General features: G+C 69.8%; 13 protein-coding genes and 1 riboswitch. Of the genes, 7 read left to right on the plus strand and 6 right to left on the minus strand.

Features of this window, described 5'->3' with window-relative positions:
• The first annotated feature begins 59 nt into the window (after positions 1-59).
• Positions 60-2,672: a LuxR C-terminal-related transcriptional regulator gene (locus RHCRD62_RS14715; protein ID WP_050065474.1), complete on the plus strand. Its 2,613-nt coding sequence runs from the start codon at positions 60-62 to the stop codon at positions 2,670-2,672.
• Here RHCRD62_RS14715 and RHCRD62_RS14720 read toward each other — a convergent pair.
• Both RHCRD62_RS14720 and RHCRD62_RS25895 read right to left on the minus strand, forming a co-directional pair.
• Positions 2,655-3,299, minus strand: coding sequence for a hypothetical protein (locus tag RHCRD62_RS14720; protein ID WP_157050936.1), 645 nt, complete (start codon positions 3,297-3,299; stop codon positions 2,655-2,657). The two genes, RHCRD62_RS14715 and RHCRD62_RS14720, sit on opposite strands and share 18 nt — an antisense overlap.
• Positions 3,271-4,620 carry a hypothetical protein gene (locus RHCRD62_RS25895; RefSeq protein ID WP_157050937.1) on the minus strand — a complete coding sequence of 450 codons (1,350 nt, stop codon included), beginning with the start codon at positions 4,618-4,620 and terminating at the stop codon, positions 3,271-3,273. The genes RHCRD62_RS14720 and RHCRD62_RS25895 overlap by 29 nt, the downstream gene beginning before the upstream one ends.
• A gap of 225 nt (positions 4,621-4,845) precedes the next feature.
• Here RHCRD62_RS25895 and pta point away from each other — a divergent pair, with 225 nt between their 5' ends.
• Together pta and RHCRD62_RS14735 are read left to right on the plus strand one after the other, a co-directional pair.
• Positions 4,846-6,939, plus strand: a complete 2,094-nt coding sequence (pta, locus tag RHCRD62_RS14730; protein WP_050065477.1) for a phosphate acetyltransferase — start codon at positions 4,846-4,848, stop codon at positions 6,937-6,939.
• Between the two features lie 2 nt (positions 6,940-6,941).
• Positions 6,942-8,141, plus strand: coding sequence for an acetate kinase (locus RHCRD62_RS14735; RefSeq protein WP_084734280.1), 1,200 nt, complete (start codon positions 6,942-6,944; stop codon positions 8,139-8,141).
• A 38-nt stretch (positions 8,142-8,179) separates the two neighbouring features.
• Here RHCRD62_RS14735 and RHCRD62_RS14740 read toward each other — a convergent pair whose 3' ends face one another.
• The 3 genes from RHCRD62_RS14740 to RHCRD62_RS14750 form a co-directional block, all read right to left on the minus strand.
• The gene (locus RHCRD62_RS14740; RefSeq protein WP_050065479.1) at positions 8,180-10,453 is read right to left on the minus strand and encodes a serine/threonine-protein kinase; all 2,274 of its coding nucleotides are present in this window, start codon (positions 10,451-10,453) and stop codon (positions 8,180-8,182) included.
• Position 10,454: 1 nt separating this feature from the next.
• On the minus strand, positions 10,455-11,399 hold the full coding sequence (locus tag RHCRD62_RS14745) for a glutamate ABC transporter substrate-binding protein (protein WP_050065820.1): 945 nt from the start codon (positions 11,397-11,399) through the stop codon (positions 10,455-10,457).
• Between the two features lie 77 nt (positions 11,400-11,476).
• Complete coding sequence (locus RHCRD62_RS14750) at positions 11,477-12,718, minus strand: hypothetical protein (protein WP_157050938.1); 1,242 nt, start codon at positions 12,716-12,718, stop codon at positions 11,477-11,479.
• A 260-nt stretch (positions 12,719-12,978) separates the two neighbouring features.
• Between RHCRD62_RS14750 and RHCRD62_RS14755 the strand changes: the two genes are divergently transcribed.
• On the plus strand, positions 12,979-13,851 hold the full coding sequence (locus RHCRD62_RS14755; RefSeq protein ID WP_050065821.1) for an NUDIX hydrolase: 873 nt from the start codon (positions 12,979-12,981) through the stop codon (positions 13,849-13,851).
• 86 nt (positions 13,852-13,937) lie between these two features.
• On the opposite strand, the gene thiE is transcribed toward RHCRD62_RS14755, so the two are convergent.
• Positions 13,938-14,648, minus strand: a complete 711-nt coding sequence (gene thiE, locus RHCRD62_RS14760; protein ID WP_050065481.1) for a thiamine phosphate synthase — start codon at positions 14,646-14,648, stop codon at positions 13,938-13,940.
• A gap of 26 nt (positions 14,649-14,674) precedes the next feature.
• Positions 14,675-14,786, plus strand: a riboswitch (TPP riboswitch).
• Here thiE and thiO point away from each other — a divergent pair.
• The 3 genes from thiO (at position 14,783) to RHCRD62_RS14775 (ending at position 16,852) form a co-directional block, all read left to right on the plus strand.
• Complete coding sequence (gene thiO, locus RHCRD62_RS14765) at positions 14,783-15,871, plus strand: glycine oxidase ThiO (RefSeq protein WP_050065482.1); 1,089 nt, start codon at positions 14,783-14,785, stop codon at positions 15,869-15,871. (Overlaps the previous riboswitch by 4 nt.)
• A complete protein-coding gene (gene thiS / locus RHCRD62_RS14770; RefSeq protein ID WP_050065483.1) occupies positions 15,868-16,083 on the plus strand; it encodes a sulfur carrier protein ThiS in 216 nt (71 codons plus the stop codon). Before thiO ends, thiS begins: the two co-directional genes overlap by 4 nt.
• A gap of 4 nt (positions 16,084-16,087) precedes the next feature.
• On the plus strand, positions 16,088-16,852 hold the full coding sequence (locus RHCRD62_RS14775; protein ID WP_283235437.1) for a thiazole synthase: 765 nt from the start codon (positions 16,088-16,090) through the stop codon (positions 16,850-16,852).
• Positions 16,853-16,891: the final 39 nt, after the last annotated feature.

Consider the following 16,891-nt stretch of genomic DNA (forward strand, 5'->3'; position numbering starts at 1 on the left):
GGGCGCCACAAACTCGAACGGGCTGCCGACCCGGCCCGGATGGGCATAGGATTCTGACCATGGATCGGCCGTGGCCGCTGATTCAGCGGCAGCACGAGTTCGACGCGCTCACCTCCGCCCTGACGTCTGCCACCGGCGCGTGCGGAGTGGTCCTCACCGGTGATGCCGGCGTCGGCAAGACCACCCTCGCCCGGGTTGCCACCCAGTCGATACCCGGGGAAGTCCGCTGGGTCGCGGGCACCGAGTCCGCACGCAGCATCCCGCTCGGGGTCTTCGCCCACCTCGTCGGCAGCTCGACCGCGCGCGACCCCGTTGCGTTCATGGCCGCGGCACGCGAAGCCCTCCTCGGAACGTCCGGGCAGGTGGTGATCGGCGTCGACGACGCACACCTGCTCGACCACCTCTCCGCGACGTTCCTCCACCAACTGGCGATCGACCGGGTCGCGCACATCGTCGCGACCGTCCGCAGTGGCGAGTCCACCCCGGATGCCGTCACGTCTCTGTGGAAGGACGGGCACCTGAGACGGCTCGAACTGCGACCGTTCACTCGCGACCAGAGCGTGACATTCATCGAATCGGTGCTCGGCGCGCCGCTGGAAGGTCTGAGCGCGAAGCTGATGTGGGAGGCGTCGGGCGGCAACGCGCTGTTCCTGCACCACCTCGTCGAGGGAGCCCTCGAAGCGGGGACACTGCGCGAGCGGAGCGGGGTGTGGCAGTTGCGGGGCCGGGCGGCGATCACCTCGGAGCTGGCATCCCTTCTGGAGGACCGCATCGAGCACCTGCCGGACGACGTGATCCGGGTGCTGGAACTGCTCACCTTCTGCCAACCCCTCGCACTCGGCACTCTCGACGGTCTCGTCGGGGAGGAGGCGGTCGAGGATGCGGAACAGCGCGGACTGGTGCAGATCGTCGAGGACGGACCGAAGATCGAGGTGCGGTTCAGCCACCCCATGTTCAGTGAAGTGGTCCGGCGCCGGGTCGGACGTGCCGCGGCACGTCGGCTGCGCGGCAACCTGGTCGAGGCCCTCCGGGCGAATCCCCCTGCCACGCCCAGCGACCGGATCAGGCTGGCGGAACTGGCTCTCGACAGCGACCAGACGCCCGACGTCGACCTGCTCGTGACCGCCGCGAAGGACGCGATCGCCTTCGCGAACGTGCCGCTCGGCGAACGACTTGCCCAGGCCGCAGTGGACAGGGACGGAGGATTCCGCGCGGCGAACCTCCTGGCCCGAGCGCAGCTGTGGCAGGGACGTCCCGCGGACGCGGATGCCGCGCTCCGGAGATTCGACCCGGACTCGCTGGACGAGCGGCAACTGGTGCGATGGGGCGCTACCCGCGTCGCGAACCTGTTCTGGGCCGCCGGTGACGCCGATGCGGCACACGTGGTCCTCGACCAGGTCCAGCAGCGGGTCAAGGACCCGATCGGCGTCGCGGTGATGCGCGGTGTCGGCGCCACCTGCACCGTGTTCGAGAACCGCATCGACGAGGGCCTCGCCGAAGCGGAAGCCGTTCTCGCGGAGTCCGGTACCGCTCCGTGGATCGACGAGTGGGGGATCTTCGCGGCGGCGTTGGCGCTGGCCGTCGGTGGGCACGGGAACCGGGCGGCGGAGCTGGCGGCCCGAGGCGATGCGGTGCGAACCAAGGTCGACGGTCTGACCCGCTATCCGGCCGCGATGGGGCCGGTACTCGCGTTGGTGCTGACCGGTGAACTCGAGGCGGCCCGTCAGCGCGCGCAGCGGTACCTCGACGAGGCCGCCGCGACCGGGCAGTACCTGAGCTGGGGACAGGCGAACATTCTGTACGCGCCGGTCGACATCGCGAGCGGGCGGTTCGCGGATGCGGCGCGACGGCTGGAGCAGGCGATGGCGGCCCTGGCCGTCGGAGACACCGGCTCCGCACTTGCCTGGACCTTTCCCGCCTATTCGTATCTGGCGCAGGCCTATTCGGCGCTCGGCCGGGTTTCCGACGCGACCGCGATCCTCGCTGCCGGACAGGAGAGATTCGGCAGGCATGTCGCGGTCTTCGGTCCGTACTTCGAGATCGGCAAGGCCTGGGAGGCGGCCGGGAAGGGCGAGACGTCCCGCGCCATCTCCGCGGCGCACACGGCCGCCGACGCCGCATGCGAGTCGGGTCAGTTCGCCGTCGAGGCAGTGGCACTGCACCTCGCGACCAGGCTCGGGGACGCGACGACGGCGCCTCGGCTCGCGGAACTCGCCGCCACGTGTGACGGCGTTTTCGTCCCCCTCGCCGCCGCGCAGGCGGCCGCCTTCGAATCCGGTGACGGCGACGAACTGGCAAGGATCGCCGGTGAATTCGAGAGAGGCGGTGCGCTCCTCGACGCCGCCGATGCAGCCGCGCAGGCCGCTGTCGCCTACTCGAACGCCGACCGCAGACGCGATTCGCTGGACGCCGCGGCGATTGCGAACTCCCTTGCGCAGAAGGCGGACCACGCCTCGACACCCGCGATTCTCGAGGCAGCCCGGCCGCTGCCACTGACCAGCCGCGAGCGTGAGATCGCCTCGATGGTCGCGGTCGGGCTGTCGAACCGGGAGATCGCCGATCGCCTGGTCGTGTCCGTGCGCACCGTCGAGGGGCACATCTACCGCGCCTGCACGAAACTCGACGCCGCCGACCGCAACGGGCTGGCGGAGTCGCTACGAGCGCGGCGCTGATCGGCAGGTCCGGCCCTCCGGAAGCGGAATCCGCATCGGCGGTCGAACTTCCTGCCGTACCGGAAACTTCGCCGTTCGGTGCAGGAGTCGTTCACCGTCGGCCAGCGCGAGGGACACCGTCAGTGCCCCGGCAGCGCAGTCGACGGCCTCGATAGCACCCCGCCGAACCGCGAGCGACGTCTCGCACATGGCGAAGGTGACGACGAGGTCGAACGGCACGTGCGCGATCTCGTTGCCGTCGAGGATCACCGCGACCTCGGGGCGATGTCTGGACGTGACGCGATAGGGCTCGACCAGCGACACCACCACCTGACGTCCCGGCGCGGACAGTGTGTCGCGTGCTGCCCTCGTGAGGGCCTGGAATCGGGTGAGTCCGGACAGCAGCAGCGGACACGGAGGCTGATCCAGGAAGCGGAGCGAGGTCGCGAGGATTCGGCTGTCGATCAGCCGCAACGCCGTTCGGGACACCGCACGCCTCCCCGTCAGCTGCCCGGACGCCAGACCCCGTGCCGGGACGAGGGGTGTCATCCGGTCCGTGAGGACCGCGTCGGGCTCGTCCCCGAAGGCGGCGGCCCGCAGGGTCGTCCGAGACGGGACGTCAGCTGTCGTCATTGCGTTCGTCGTCATGGTGTTCCACCTCGCTGGTCCTGTATCCGGTGTCGGTTCGTGCGTCGAGTTGGATCGAATGCGCGCCGCCGTCGCCGGCAGGCGGATCGACCGTGATGGACGGAGGCGGCATCAGCGGTTCGACGTCAATGTGGCCGTCCATCCGATTTCTGGCCTGCCGTTTCCGGTTGAGAAGTAGGGCGCCTGCGATGGCGGCGGCTGCCACGGCGGCAGCGGTGACGAGCATGATCGGTGAGCCGGTGCCCTGCTCCTGCGCGCTGTTGTTTTCGCCGCTGCTGCCGCTGTTGTTCCCGCCGCCGCCGCTGCTGCTGTTGTTCCCGCTGCCGCCGCCGTTGTTCCCGTTGCCGCCGCTGTTGTTTCCGCCGTTGTTCCCGTTGCCGCCGCCGTTTCCGCCCGCCGCGAGGACGGTGAACGATGCCTCAACCTCGGCGCCCGGCTCGGGGCATTCAAGCAGAACCGTCCGTTGGCCCGTGTCCGCGTCATTCGGAACGGTCAATTCGGCGGCGAGGTTCGGTCCGGACTGTTCGGCAGTCGCGATCGCTTGGCCGTCGAACAAGACGTTCCAGGATTCGGCGCAACGGGGCAGGCCCGTCGCGGACAGCGATACCGGGGTGTCACGCCGTCCCTGTCGCGGGTCGAGCGAGAGGACTGGGTCCGCCCCAGTCCCGGTGACGGTGAACGTACTTTCCACCAGGACGCTCGGCTCCGGGCATTCGAGCTGGACCGCGTGTTCACCCGCATCCGCGTCGTCAGGAACGGCCAGTTCGGTGGCAAGGGTCGATCCGGACTGTTCGGCCGTCGTCATCTGCTGTCCGTCGACCAGGACGTACCAGGGCTCGGCGCACGTGGGCAGCTCCGTCGCATACAACGAAATCGTGGTGCCCGGCGGCCCCGACTTCGGGGCGAGAGTGAGCACCGGGTCCGGTATCTCTCCGAGAACGGTCAAGAAAGCCGTCCCGCCGCAGGTTGTGGTCACGGGGTGCACGCCACCCGTGATGTCCGGAACCGTGAACCCGGAGTCGAACCTGTGCCTGCCGCTCGCAATGGGATTGGTCAACGACACTGTCACGCCGTTGACGTCAACCGCCGACATGTGCCCGTCAACGCCCTCAGCGCACGTTGCGGTCAGGTCGACATGCTCGCCCACCGCGGCCTCACTGGTTCGGAGTTGGAGGGACGTGGCGACGGACGGTTCGCTCGTGCCGCCCGTCGCGGCCGTTGCCGCGGCGGGCACGGCCAGCAGCAGTGCGAACGCACCGGTCCACACCAATCGCAGGGATTGACTTGCCAGGCTCGGCGTCCGCCGAGACACGGTTCGCATGAGCGATCACCTCGTGGGACGGCCCCGATCGGCTGCGAACGGCTGTCCGTCCTGGCGGTTCGCCGATCGGGTTCTGCGGATCACCTTGCCGGTCCGGTCCGCGGCCGGCACGCGTAGTCGACTACTCGATTCGCTCGACCGGGCGGGTGCCCGGAGCTGTGGCCGGGCACACAGAGCCGGGCAGGCTTCGGAGGCTCCGCCTCCCCTCCCCACTAGTCTGACGTCATGGCAACCGGAGCGTCGGCAGTCTCGAGCATCTACGTCGCCTCGCCTGAGGGGGACACCGGAAAGTCCACGATCGCGCTGGGGCTGCTGCAGATGCTCTGCGGCTCGACGGCGCGGGTGGGGGTGTTCCGGCCGATCGCCCGATCCACCGACGAGCCCGACTACATCCTGGAGTTGCTCCTCGAGCACACCACCGTCGATCTCGGCTACGAGCAGTGCATCGGCGTCACCTACGACGACGTTCACGCCGACCCCGAACTCGCGATCGCGGAGATCGTGGCGCGCTACCACGTGGTCGCGGCGGAATGCGATGCCGTCGTGATCGTCGGCAGCGACTACACCGACGTCGCCAGCCCCAGTGAACTGGAGTTCAACGCGCGGATCGCGGTCAACCTGGACGCCCCGGTGCTACTGGCGCTGCGGGGCGCCCGCCGCACCCCCGACGAGGTTTACCAGCTCGGACAGATGTGCGCCGCGGAGCTGCGATCCCGGCACGCGCATCTCCTCGGGATAGTCGTGAACCGCTGCGAACCGGCCGACCTCGACGCGGTGGCCGCTGCGGTCGCTCCGCTCGGGGTGCCCGTCCGGACCCTTCCGGAGGTGCCGCTGCTGGTGGCGCCGACGGTGGCGGAGCTGCAGAAGGCCATCGGAGGCCAGGTGTACAGCGGGGACGCCGAACTGCTGCAGCGGGAGGCGTTGGAGGTGATGGTCGGCGGCATGACCGCCGAGCACATTCTCGAGCGGCTCGTCGACGGCATGATCGTGATCGCGCCTGCCGACCGTTCGGACGTTCTGCTCGCCGTCGTCAACGCGCACGAGGCGGAGGGCTTCCCGTCGCTCGCCGGGATCATCATGAACGGTGGCCTGCTTCCGCATCCGGCGATAGCGAAGCTGATGGCGGGCCTGCGTCCGAGCCTGCCGATCCTCACCACCGACCTCGGCACCTTCGACACGGCATCCGCGGCGTCGAAGATCAGGGGAAGGGTCGCGGTCGGATCACAGCGCAAGGTGGACACCGCGCTGAGCCTGATGGAGCAGCGGGTCGAATCCGCGGATCTGCTCGCCTGGCTGCAAGTCGAGCGGCCCGAGGTGGTCACACCGCAGATGTTCGAGTACCAGCTGATCGAGCGCGCACGCGCCGACCGCAAGCACATCGTGCTGCCCGAAGGCGACGACGACCGGGTGCTGCGAGCGGCGGGTCGGCTGCTGCAGCGGAAGGTGGCCGACCTGACCATCCTCGGAGACGAGGCGGCGGTCCGGCGCCGCGCCGCCGAACTCGGCGTGGACCTCGATGACGCGGCCGTGCTCGATCCATTCGACTGTGAGCACTCCGAGCGGTTCGCGGTCGAGTACACCCAGCTCCGTGCGCACAAGGGCATGACGGTCGAGCGGGCCCGCGAGGTGATGGCGGACGTCTCCTATTTCGGAACGATGATGGTGCACATGGGAATCGCCGACGGCATGGTGTCGGGTGCCGCCCACACGACGGCGCACACGATCAGGCCGTCGTTCGAGATCATCAAGACCGAGCCCGGCGTGGCGACGGTGTCGAGCATCTTCCTGATGTGTCTCGCCGATCGTGTTCTCGCCTATGGTGACTGCGCCGTCGTGCCCGATCCGACCGCCGAGCAACTCGCCGACATCGCGATCTCCTCGGCAGCAACCGCCGCCCGGTTCGGAATCGACCCGCGCATCGCGATGCTCTCGTACTCGACGGGCGACTCCGGCGCGGGCATCGAGGTGGACAAGGTGCGGACGGCCACAGCACTCGTTCGCAAACGGCGTCCGGACCTGCTGGTGGAAGGGCCGATTCAGTACGACGCGGCGATCGAGCCGGCCGTCGCCGACGCGAAACTGCCCGACTCCCTGGTCGCGGGACGGGCGACGGTGTTCGTGTTCCCGGATCTGAACACCGGCAACAACACGTACAAGGCGGTGCAGCGCAGCGCAGGCGCGATCGCCGTCGGACCGGTCCTGCAGGGACTGAACAAACCCGTCAACGACCTTTCTCGGGGCGCACTCGTCCAGGACATCGTCAACACCGTCGCGATCACCGCGATCCAGGCGCAGGGCATCGCCGAGAAGGAGTGGTAGTCGTGAAAGATTCCGTGCTCGTCGTCAATTCGGGTTCCTCGTCGGTGAAATACCAACTCGTCGACCCGGTCACCGGAGTGGCGATTGCGTCGGGCCTGGTCGAGCGGATCGGGGAGCCCGACGGTCGGATCACCCACCATCACGACGGCGTCGACCGCGAGCGTCGGGGTCCGATCGGCGACCACGGCGACGGACTGCGCCTGGCGTTCGAGATGTTCGCCGAGGACGGGACGGACCTGGCGACCGTGGGCATCGCGGCGGTCGGGCATCGTGTCGTGCACGGTGGGGAGGTCTTCTACGAACCGACCGTCATCACCCCCGACGTGCTCGCCGAGATCCGGCGGCTCTCATCCCTTGCGCCCCTGCACAATCCGGCGAACGTCCTCGGAATCGAGAGCGCGATGGCGGTGTTGCCGAACGTCCCGCACGTCGCGGTGTTCGACACGGCCTTCTTCCACACGCTGCCTGCTAAGGCCCGTACGTATGCCATCGATGCCGAGGTGGCGAAGGCACACGACGTGCGACGCTACGGCTTTCACGGTACGTCTCACCAGTACGTGTCGGGCCGGGTCGCCGAGTTCCTCGGCCGCGACATCGGTGAGCTGAACCAGATCGTCCTGCACCTCGGGAACGGGGCGTCGGCGTCCGCGATCGCCGGGGGCCGCGCCGTCGACACCTCGATGGGACTCACTCCGCTGGAGGGGCTCGTGATGGGTACCCGCAGCGGTGACATCGATCCCGGCCTCGTGATGCACCTGCGGCGCAGCGCCGGACTCGACGTCGACGCCATCGACGACCTCCTCAACCGCAGGTCCGGGCTCAAAGGACTGTGCGGGGTCAACGACTTCCGGGAGCTGCGCCGTCTCATCGACGAGGGCGACGTGGACGCGGCACTGGCCTACGACGTCTACATCCACAGGCTGCGCAAGTACATCGGTGCCTACCTGCTGTCGCTCGGCGGAGTCGACGTCATCACCTTCACCGCTGGTGTCGGCGAGAACTCCGCCCCGGTCCGCGCCGACGCACTCGCAGGTCTGGAGCGACTGGGCATCGAGATCGACGCCGACCGCAATGCCGCACGCAGTCGTGAGGCCCGTGTCATCTCCACGGACGCGTCCGCGGTGACCGTTCTCGTCGTCCCCACCAACGAGGAATTCGCGATCGCGCAGCAGGCGCTTCGCGCAGGTGCGCCGATCGTGTAGTTCCAACCACGACAACGGCGCACGGCACCCGGAGGTGCCTACCACCAGGTGCGGGGGCGGACGCGGTTGGCGAGATCGACGAGTTCGTTGCGGTGCCGCGGGTCGGACGTGTTGCGCGCCAGCGTCCGCAGCGCCGCTTCGGTGCCCGTCCGCAGTCCGTGCTCGGTGAACTCGGCACCGAGGATCGGGCCTGCGGTGAGGTCGGCGGTGTGTCCGGACCGCACCCAGTCCAGCGCCGTGCCCAGGACGACCGCACGCATCTGGGGCACGCGTCCCTCCTCGGGCGGCAGTCGCTCGATGCGACGGGCCGCATCGCGTAGCGCCGCCTCGTCCAGGTCTGGGATCGGAACCCCCGACAGCCGCGTCAACGCCGCCGTCATCTGGGCCGTCGCGTACAGTCGCGACGTCGCCGGTATCTGGTCGAGCGCGAGGACCGCGCCCGCGATGTCGCCACGATCCGCGAGTTGCCGCGACAGCCCGAACGCGGCACTCACCACGCCGCGATCGGTGCGCCACACGATTCGGTAGTACTTCTCTGCGAAGGCCCGCCACTGTTCGGGATCGTCGGTGTGCCAGTCCTGCAGGATCAGTTCCGCCGTCGCCGCGAGAGCGAGTTTCGGCGCGATTTCCCCTGGCAGCGCGGCGAGGGTCGCGTCGAAGTTGGTCATCGCGGCCTCGTACTCGCCGCCGAGCAGCGCGACCATCCCGCGGTACCAGTCGACACGCCAGTTCCCGCCCTTCGGCAGGGCAACCGTGTCGAGGACGTGTCCCGCCGCCTCAGGATCACCGAGATCGAGGAGCGCGCGGGCTTCGGCGAACGCGATCTCCGTGGTGTGTCCCGGGGTCCCCGCGACGCCGATATCGAGCCCCTTCGCGCGGGCGAGCCGGATGGCGTCGAGGGTCTGCTCGGGTTCCGCATGAACCGTCGCCGCAATCAGTCCCGAACTGGGATCGGTCGGATCGACCAGTGGAACCGACAGTGCCGCAACGATGTCGCGCGCGGAGACCACTTCCTCGTGACGGCGTCCGTCGGCGTAGACGTCGGTGCCGCGCACCGCCCAGTCGGTGCCGAAGACTGTTCGTCCGGGGCTGAACACCTCGGACATGCCGGGCCGTTCGTCCCCCGTCTGCTTGGCGAGGACCTCGCGGAGCACGCCCGTCAACTGACCCGCGGTCGTCGCGGTGTCCGCGAAGCGTCGCTCCGGCTCGCTGTCGGTGGCGCGCAGCAGGAACCGGTACAGCGACTCGTACTCGGCGAGCGCGGGCGCGTCCTCCGGATCCGGGATCCCCGCGCGATACCGTCCCTTCTCCGACGGCAGGGTCAGGCACAGTGCGGCGAGCGTGCGCCCGACCGTGTAGATGTCGCTGGCGACCGTCGGCCCGGTGCGCAGGATCTCGGGAGCCTGGTACCCCGGAGTGCCATAGAGGTATCCGAAGTCCTCCAGGCCCGCGACCGCTCCGAGGTCGATCAGCTTGACCTGGTCATCGGTGATCATGATGTTCTCGGGCTTGAGATCGTTGTACGCCAGACCGATGGAGTGCAGATGTTCGAGTGCGGGCAGTACCTCGAGCACGTAGGCCACGGCCTGCTCGACCGGAAGTCGGTCGCGTTTCGCTCGGGCACGAAGCAGGTCCCGCAGCGAGTGCCCGCCGACGTACTCCATCACGATGAAACCGACAGTGCTGCCGTCGGATTGCGGATGCTCGACGAAGTTGTAGATCCTCACGATGCTCGGATGCTCGACCTCGGCGAGGAACTGCCGTTCCGCCAGTGCGACCGCCTGCGCGTCGGAGTCGCCCGCATGCAGCAGTCCCTTCAACACCACCCAGCGGTCACTGACGTTCCGGTCGATCGCCAGGTAGATCCACCCGAGGCCGCCGTGCGCGATGCAGCCCTGCACCTCGTACTGGCCGGCGACGATGTCGCCCTTCGCGAGTCGCGGAGTGAAGTCGAAGCCGGCGCCACATGTCGGACAGGTTCCCGAGGCGTCCTCGAGTCCGCCGCGGCCAACTGCTGTCCCGCACTTCCAGCAGTAGCGTTTGTCCACGACGACAACGGGATTCGCCATCACCACCGTCGCCGGATCAGGACTGGCGACCGCGGGAACCTCGACCAGGCCCGCGCCGATCCGGCGTCGCACCGTTCCCCGGGAGCGCTGAGATCGACTGCGACGCCCCGAGATGCGTCCCGACTCCGACTCCGACGGCGTCGTCGGTGCGGCGGCCGGCGCGGTCGGCTTCGCGGCTCTGGTGGCGGACGGGTCGTTGTCCGGGGTGGCGGACGGGTCGTCCTCGGGTTCCTTGTCGGCCACGTCAGTCCTCGTAGTGGGGAGTCGGCGGCGCGGGGGCGGGTCCGAGTGGCGTCAGCCATCGGTCGTGGATGCGCTGCCACGTGCCGTCGGCGCGGATCCGATCGAGGGTGGCGTTCACCTGGCGAACCAGATCGGAGTCGGACTTGTTGACGCCGATCCCGTACGGTTCGTCACTCACCGGCGGCCCCACCAACTCCAGGTTCGGGTCCTGGGCGGCCAAGCCCGCGAGGATCGAGTCGTCCGAGGTCACCGCGTCGACCTGGCGTTGCTGCATGACCACCAGGCAGTCCGCCCAGTTCGGCACCGACAGCACCCTGGCGTTCGGCGCGAGCTCCTGCAGGCGATGCATGTTCGTCGTCCCCGCGACCGCGCACACCCACCGGTCCGCGAGATCCTCCATGCCCCGGATGCCGGAGCCCTTCGACACGAGGACCCGTTGCCCCGCCTCGAAATACACGGTGGAGAACGCCACCTTCTCCCGCCGTTCGCAGTTGATCGTCATCGTCTTGGCGACGATGTCCACGGACCGGTCGACCAGGGACTCGACGCGGTCCGCGGAGGTGAGGATGTGGTACTCGATCCGGTCCGCATCACCGAACAGGTCACGGGCCACCTCGCGGGCGATGTCGACGTCGAAACCCACGATGGACCCCGATGCCGGGTCGCGGAAACTGAACAGGTTGCTGCTCGTGTCGAGCCCGACGACCAGCCGCCCCCGTTCGCGGATGCGATCGACCGCAGGTGTCGGAACCGTGGAACCCGTGGGCAGCGGCCGCAGGCTCGCGGTCGGATCACCACAGGTGGGCGCCGGTGTCGTCACGGGTGCCGGCGGTGCCATGGTTGCCCCGGACGGGAGTGGGGGCTGCACCAGAAGCGATCCCGGTGCGTCCGGCATGTCGTCGTTCGTGGTCGTACATCCGGCACACACCGCCGCCGCCGCGATCATCGCCGCGATGAGCCGGCGCGTGGAAGCGGCCGCGATGAGCCGGCGCGTGGAAGCGGCCGCGACGAGCCGGCGCGCGATCACTGGTACTCCCGCAGTCGGGGCCACAGACCCGCCGCGATGCCTGCGACGGCGAGTGCCGCCAACGCGATCGTCCCCGTTGCCAGTCCCGTCAACGTGTCCACCGCGCGCGCGACCCCGGACCGCAGTTCCGACCGCGTCTCGTCGATCGCGTGCGTGAGATAGGCGTCAGCCGTTGCGTACTGGATTGCAGACCCACCGGCAGGCCCGACAGCGACCGAGACGGCCCCGTCCCAGTCGCCGCGGTCGAGCAGCGTCATCAACCGCCGGTGCGCCTCCGACCAGGCTTCCTGCGCCCGATCCGCCACCGCGACCTCGTCGGCGCCCGCCCGCAGACTCCCTCGTGCGACGCCTTCCAGCAGTGCGTCCAGGTCGGTGAGGCGCTGCTGGAACTGCTCGTCGTAGCGGCCCGAGAAATCACGACGTACCAATCCGAGGGTCTCGTCGGCGCGGGCCTGCTGCGTGATGATGCGGCCTGTCGTCAGCTCGGCCAGCGGCCGCGCGCCCGCGTCGAGAGCGCGGGCGGTGGACGCCGCCGACAACAGTCCCGCGATCACCAGCCACGCCAGCGACGCCGCGACCGCCACCGATGCCAGGATCAGGCCGGCGTTGAGGCGTCGTCGCGTCCACTTCGCCAACAACAGTTGCGCGACCACCAACGCCACGAACGTCACCATCAGCAGTGCGATCGCCAGCCACGGCGGCGTCGCGAACTCCGCCTGCATCTGCACCACCCGCGCCGCCTGCACCGTGTGCAACTGCTCCGCCAGCGGCAGCAGCGTCGACTGCATCATCGACGACGCCTCGCTCAGGTACGCCGACCCGACCGGCTGCCCGCTCCTGTTGTTGACGCGGGCCGTCTCGATCAGTCCCGTGTAGATCGGGACACCGACCGACAGTCGGGCCAGCAGGTCGTGCGAGGTGGTGTCGGACTCGTCGATACCCGCGGCGGCATCGACCAGATCGGCGGAGGCGTCGCTGATGGAAAGGGTGTACCGGTCGCGGACCTCCGCTGGCTCGATCCCACCCGCCAGGAACGCGGTCGTCGCGGCGGCGTCCGCGATGGAGAGCGAGCTGTAGATGTCCTGGGCCGCGTGGGCGAGCGGCTCGACTTCGCTGTGCAGGGTGTCGAGCGTCCGCTCCCGGTCCGTCACCTGCGCGGCGGCCACGGCACCCGACACGATCGCGATCACGATCAACCCGATGCCGACCGCGGTGATCTGCGCGGGAGTGGTCCGCACGAGGGCACGCCTCCGTGCACGCGCACCGACCGGGTCGGCTGCCGTCCCGACGCCGCGCGGACGCGTCGACGGGGCCACCCGAACTACCACCGCGCATCCCTTCGAACCTGGCTCGAACGTCGGACAGGGGGCAGCATATAAGCAGTACCCGCGCTTCGGGTCGAACGACTGGTTATCTTCGAGGGCACGTGACTCGTCCCGTGTCCGGTCCTCCGGCCGTGCGCGTGGCAGTCGGAACACGGGGCAGGTGGGCGAAGTCGATGCGCGGTGACGGGGACGGTTGGGCCGAAAGCGATGACGGCAGCCGCTACTGGGGGCGTCACGGCGCCGCCGGACTGCTGCTCCGCGCACCGGCGCCGGGCGGCGGATCGGCAGTGCTGCTGCAGCATCGCGCGGCGTGGAGTCATCAGGGCGGAACCTGGGCGTTGCCCGGCGGCGCCCGCGACTCCCACGAGACCACCACCCACGCCGCGATCCGCGAGGCAGGCGAGGAAGCAGGTATCGCGGTCGACCATGTCCAGGTCCGCGCCGAACGCGTCACCGCGCACGCGACCAGCGGGCCCTGGACCTACACGACGGTCGTCGCGGACGCCGCGACCGCGCTGGCCACCGTCCCCAACGGGGAGAGCACCGAGCTGCGCTGGGTCCCTGAAGACCAGGTCACCGACCTCCCGCTGCATCCCGGCTTCGCTGCGAGCTGGCCGGGCCTGCGCGCGACACCCGTCCGGCTGCTCCTCGACACCGCGAACGTCCTCGGATCGCGTCCCGACGGCTGGTGGCGGGACCGTGCAGGAGCAACGGGACGCCTCCTCGCCGACCTCGCAGCAACCCTGCCCCGCACCATCGAACTCCCCGGCGGCGGCTTCGGCTGGCTACCCCGCGTCGAAGCGGTTCTCGAAGGTCAGGCGGTGGACGCCGTCGCGGTCGACGCGCGGGTGCCCGTCCACCTCGCGTCCGGCAGCGGCGACGACGCCCTCGCCGAGCTGGCGTCGGCGAGATCGCACTCGGCGACGCTCACCGAAGTCGTTGCCGAATTGACGGCGGTGGTCACCGCCGATCGCGGCCTGCAGGCCCGGCTCCCCGAATCGGTGCTGCGCCTCGCGCCGTCGACCGTCCTGTCCTGGTTGGGCTGACGCTCCGGGCTCCACCCTCGGTTCCCTGATGTGACATCGGGGGTCGTCAAGTGACCCGATGTGACATCAGGGAACCAGGGCAGGTGTCAGCTGCTCGCGGCGATGTTGCGGTCGAGGGCGTCGGCGAGTCGACGGGCCGCGGCCTGCGGGTCGCGGGCCTCGGTGATCGCGCGCACGACGCAGATGCGGGTCGCGCCCGCGTCCAGGACCTCCGGGAGTCGCTGCTCGTCGATACCGCCGATCGCGAACCACGGCATCGTCGGTTGCGACTCGGCAACCTGCCGGACCAGGTCGAGGCTCGCGGCCGTGCGGCCGGGCTTCGTCGGGGTGGCCCACACCGGGCCGGTGGCGAAGTAGTCGACGCCGTCCTCGATGGCGGCGAGTTGCGCCTGCGCGCGGCTGCCCGTGGACCGGCCGATCACGACGTCGGGGCCGACGATCCGGCGCGCGTAGTGCACCGGGAGGTCGCCCTGGCCGAGGTGCAGGACGTCGGCGCCCGCCGCGAGCGCGAGGTCGGCGCGGTCGTTGACGGCGAGGAGCGCGCCGTGGCGGCGGCACACGGCGGCAAGCTCGGCGAGAGCCGCGAGTTCTTCCTTCGCCTCGATCCGGCCGAACTGGCGTTCGCCTGCCGAGCCCTTGTCCCGGAGCTGGATGATGTCGACTCCGCCGGACAGTGCGGCATCGGCGAACTTCGCCAGGTCGCCGCGTTCACGCCGGGCGTCGGTGCAGAGGTACAAGCGCGCCGTGGCGAGGCGTTCGCGCGGTGTGGGTCGTTGACCGGCATGCGAGGTGGGCACGCGTCCAAAGGTAGTCTCTGAGGCATCAGATGTGACACGGGAGTCCCGGCGAACGCGGGGCTGAGAGGGGGCCCGCGGGCCCCGACCGTCAGACCTGACCCGGATCATGCCGGCGCAGGGAGTGAGGTGGAGTGATGAGCGGAACCGTCGCGGTCGTCGGCGGCGGCGTGATCGGATTGTCGATCGCGTGGCGTGCGGCGCAGGCCGGATGGACGGTCACGGTGTACGACCCGCGGGTCGGGTCCGGGGCGTCGTGGGTCGCGGGCGGCATGCTCGCCCCGCTGTCCGAGGGCTGGCCGGGGGAGGACGCGGTTCTCACGGTCGGTGCGGCGTCGCTGGACAGATGGCCGGACTTCGGTGCCGAGTTGGAGCGGGCGACGGGGGAGACGCTGTTCACCTCGCAGAGTTCGATGACGGTGGCCCTCGACGGAGCGGATGCCGCAGACCTGCGAACGGTCGCCGACTGGCTGGACGGGCGTGGGTACCACCTCGACCTGCTGACGCGTCCCCAGGTCCGGGCACTGGAACCGGCGCTGGCACCGACGATCCGGCTCGGCCTGCTGGCGGAGGCGGAGTTCGCCGTCGACAATCGCGCGCTCGTCCGGGCGTTGCGGTCGGCCGGGGAGGCGGCCGGGGTCCGATTCGTCGCCGAGGCCGTCACCGATCCGGACGGTCTGGCCGCCGACCGGGTGGTGGTCGCCGCCGGTACGGCGTCCGCGCGACTGCGGCCCGGTCTGCCCGTGCGACCGGTCAAGGGTGAGGTGCTGCGACTGCGTCACCGCCCCGGTGTCGCGCCCGCGCCGTCGCGCACCATCCGCGCCAGCGTCCACGGCAGGCCCGTCTACCTCGTTCCCCGCGGCAACGGTCTCGTCGTCGGGGCGACCCAGCACGAGTCCGGTGAGGACACCGCGGTCACCGTCGCCGGGGTCCGCGACCTGATTCTCGACGCTCAGGCCCTGATGCCGAGCCTCGGCGAGTACGAACTGCACGAGACCACCGCCGGGCTGCGACCCATGAGCCCCGACAACCTGCCGATCCTCGGACGGGTGTCGGAGAAGATCGTGGTCGCCGCAGGCCACGGGCGTAACGGGATCCTGCTGACGCCACTGTCGGCGGACGCGGTGGTCGCGGAACTGTCCGGCAGTCCGCTGCCGGAGGCGGAGGCCTGTAAGCCCGAGCGTTTCGGGACGGCAGCGACCGACACACGAATGAGGATGGGATGACGAACAGCGTGAACATCGGGATCACCGTCAACGGTGAGGACCATCAGCTGTCCGAGGCGTTGACGGTGGCGCAGCTGCTGGCGCACCTCGGGTTGCCGGAGAAGGGCATCGCCGTCGCCGTGGACGGCGCGGTGTTCCCCCGGACGTCGTGGGACAGTCCGGTCGAAAAGGGTTGGGAAATCGAGATTCTCACCGCGGTGCAGGGTGGCTGACGTGGTGGCGGCTGACGTGTTGACGATCGAGGGCAGGCAGTTCGGGTCGCGCCTCATCATGGGTACCGGCGGGGCCGCGAACCTGGCGGTGCTGGAGGAGGCGCTCGTCGCGTCGGGCACCGAACTGACGACCGTCGCGATGCGCCGCGTCGACGCCGTCGGCGGCACCGGCGTCCTCGACCTGCTGCGCCGCCTCGGGATCGCACTGCTGCCGAACACCGCCGGGTGCCGAGGCGCCGCCGAGGCGGTCCTGACCGCGCAGCTCGCGCGCGAGGCGTTGGAGACCAACTGGGTCAAGCTCGAGGTCATCGCCGATGACCGGACACTGCTGCCAGACGCCATCGAACTGGTTTCTGCCGCAGAGCAACTCGTCGACGACGGCTTCACCGTGCTGCCGTACACCACCGATGACCCGGTGCTGGCGAAGCGGCTCGAGGACGTCGGATGCGCGGCCGTCATGCCGCTGGGTGCGCCGATCGGGACCGGGCTCGGGATCTGCAATCCGCACAACATCGAGATGATCGTCGATGCCGCCGGAGTGCCGGTGATCCTCGATGCGGGCATCGGCACGGCCAGTGACGCGGCACTCGCGATGGAGCTCGGCTGTGACGCCGTACTGCTGGCGACCGCCGTGACACGGGCGAAGGATCCGGCGTTGATGGCGTCCGCGATGGCCTCCGCCGTGACGGCGGGACGGTTGGCGCGGAACGCCGGACGCATCCCGAAGCGGTTCTGGGCGCAGGCGTCCTCACCCGCGTTGGAGTCCTGACGGCCTGCCAGTGTCCGAAACCTGACGGGCCCGCCGCTG

Source organism: Rhodococcus sp. RD6.2 (assembly GCF_001040705.1).
Taxonomy (GTDB): Bacteria; Actinomycetota; Actinomycetes; order Mycobacteriales; family Mycobacteriaceae; genus Rhodococcus_G.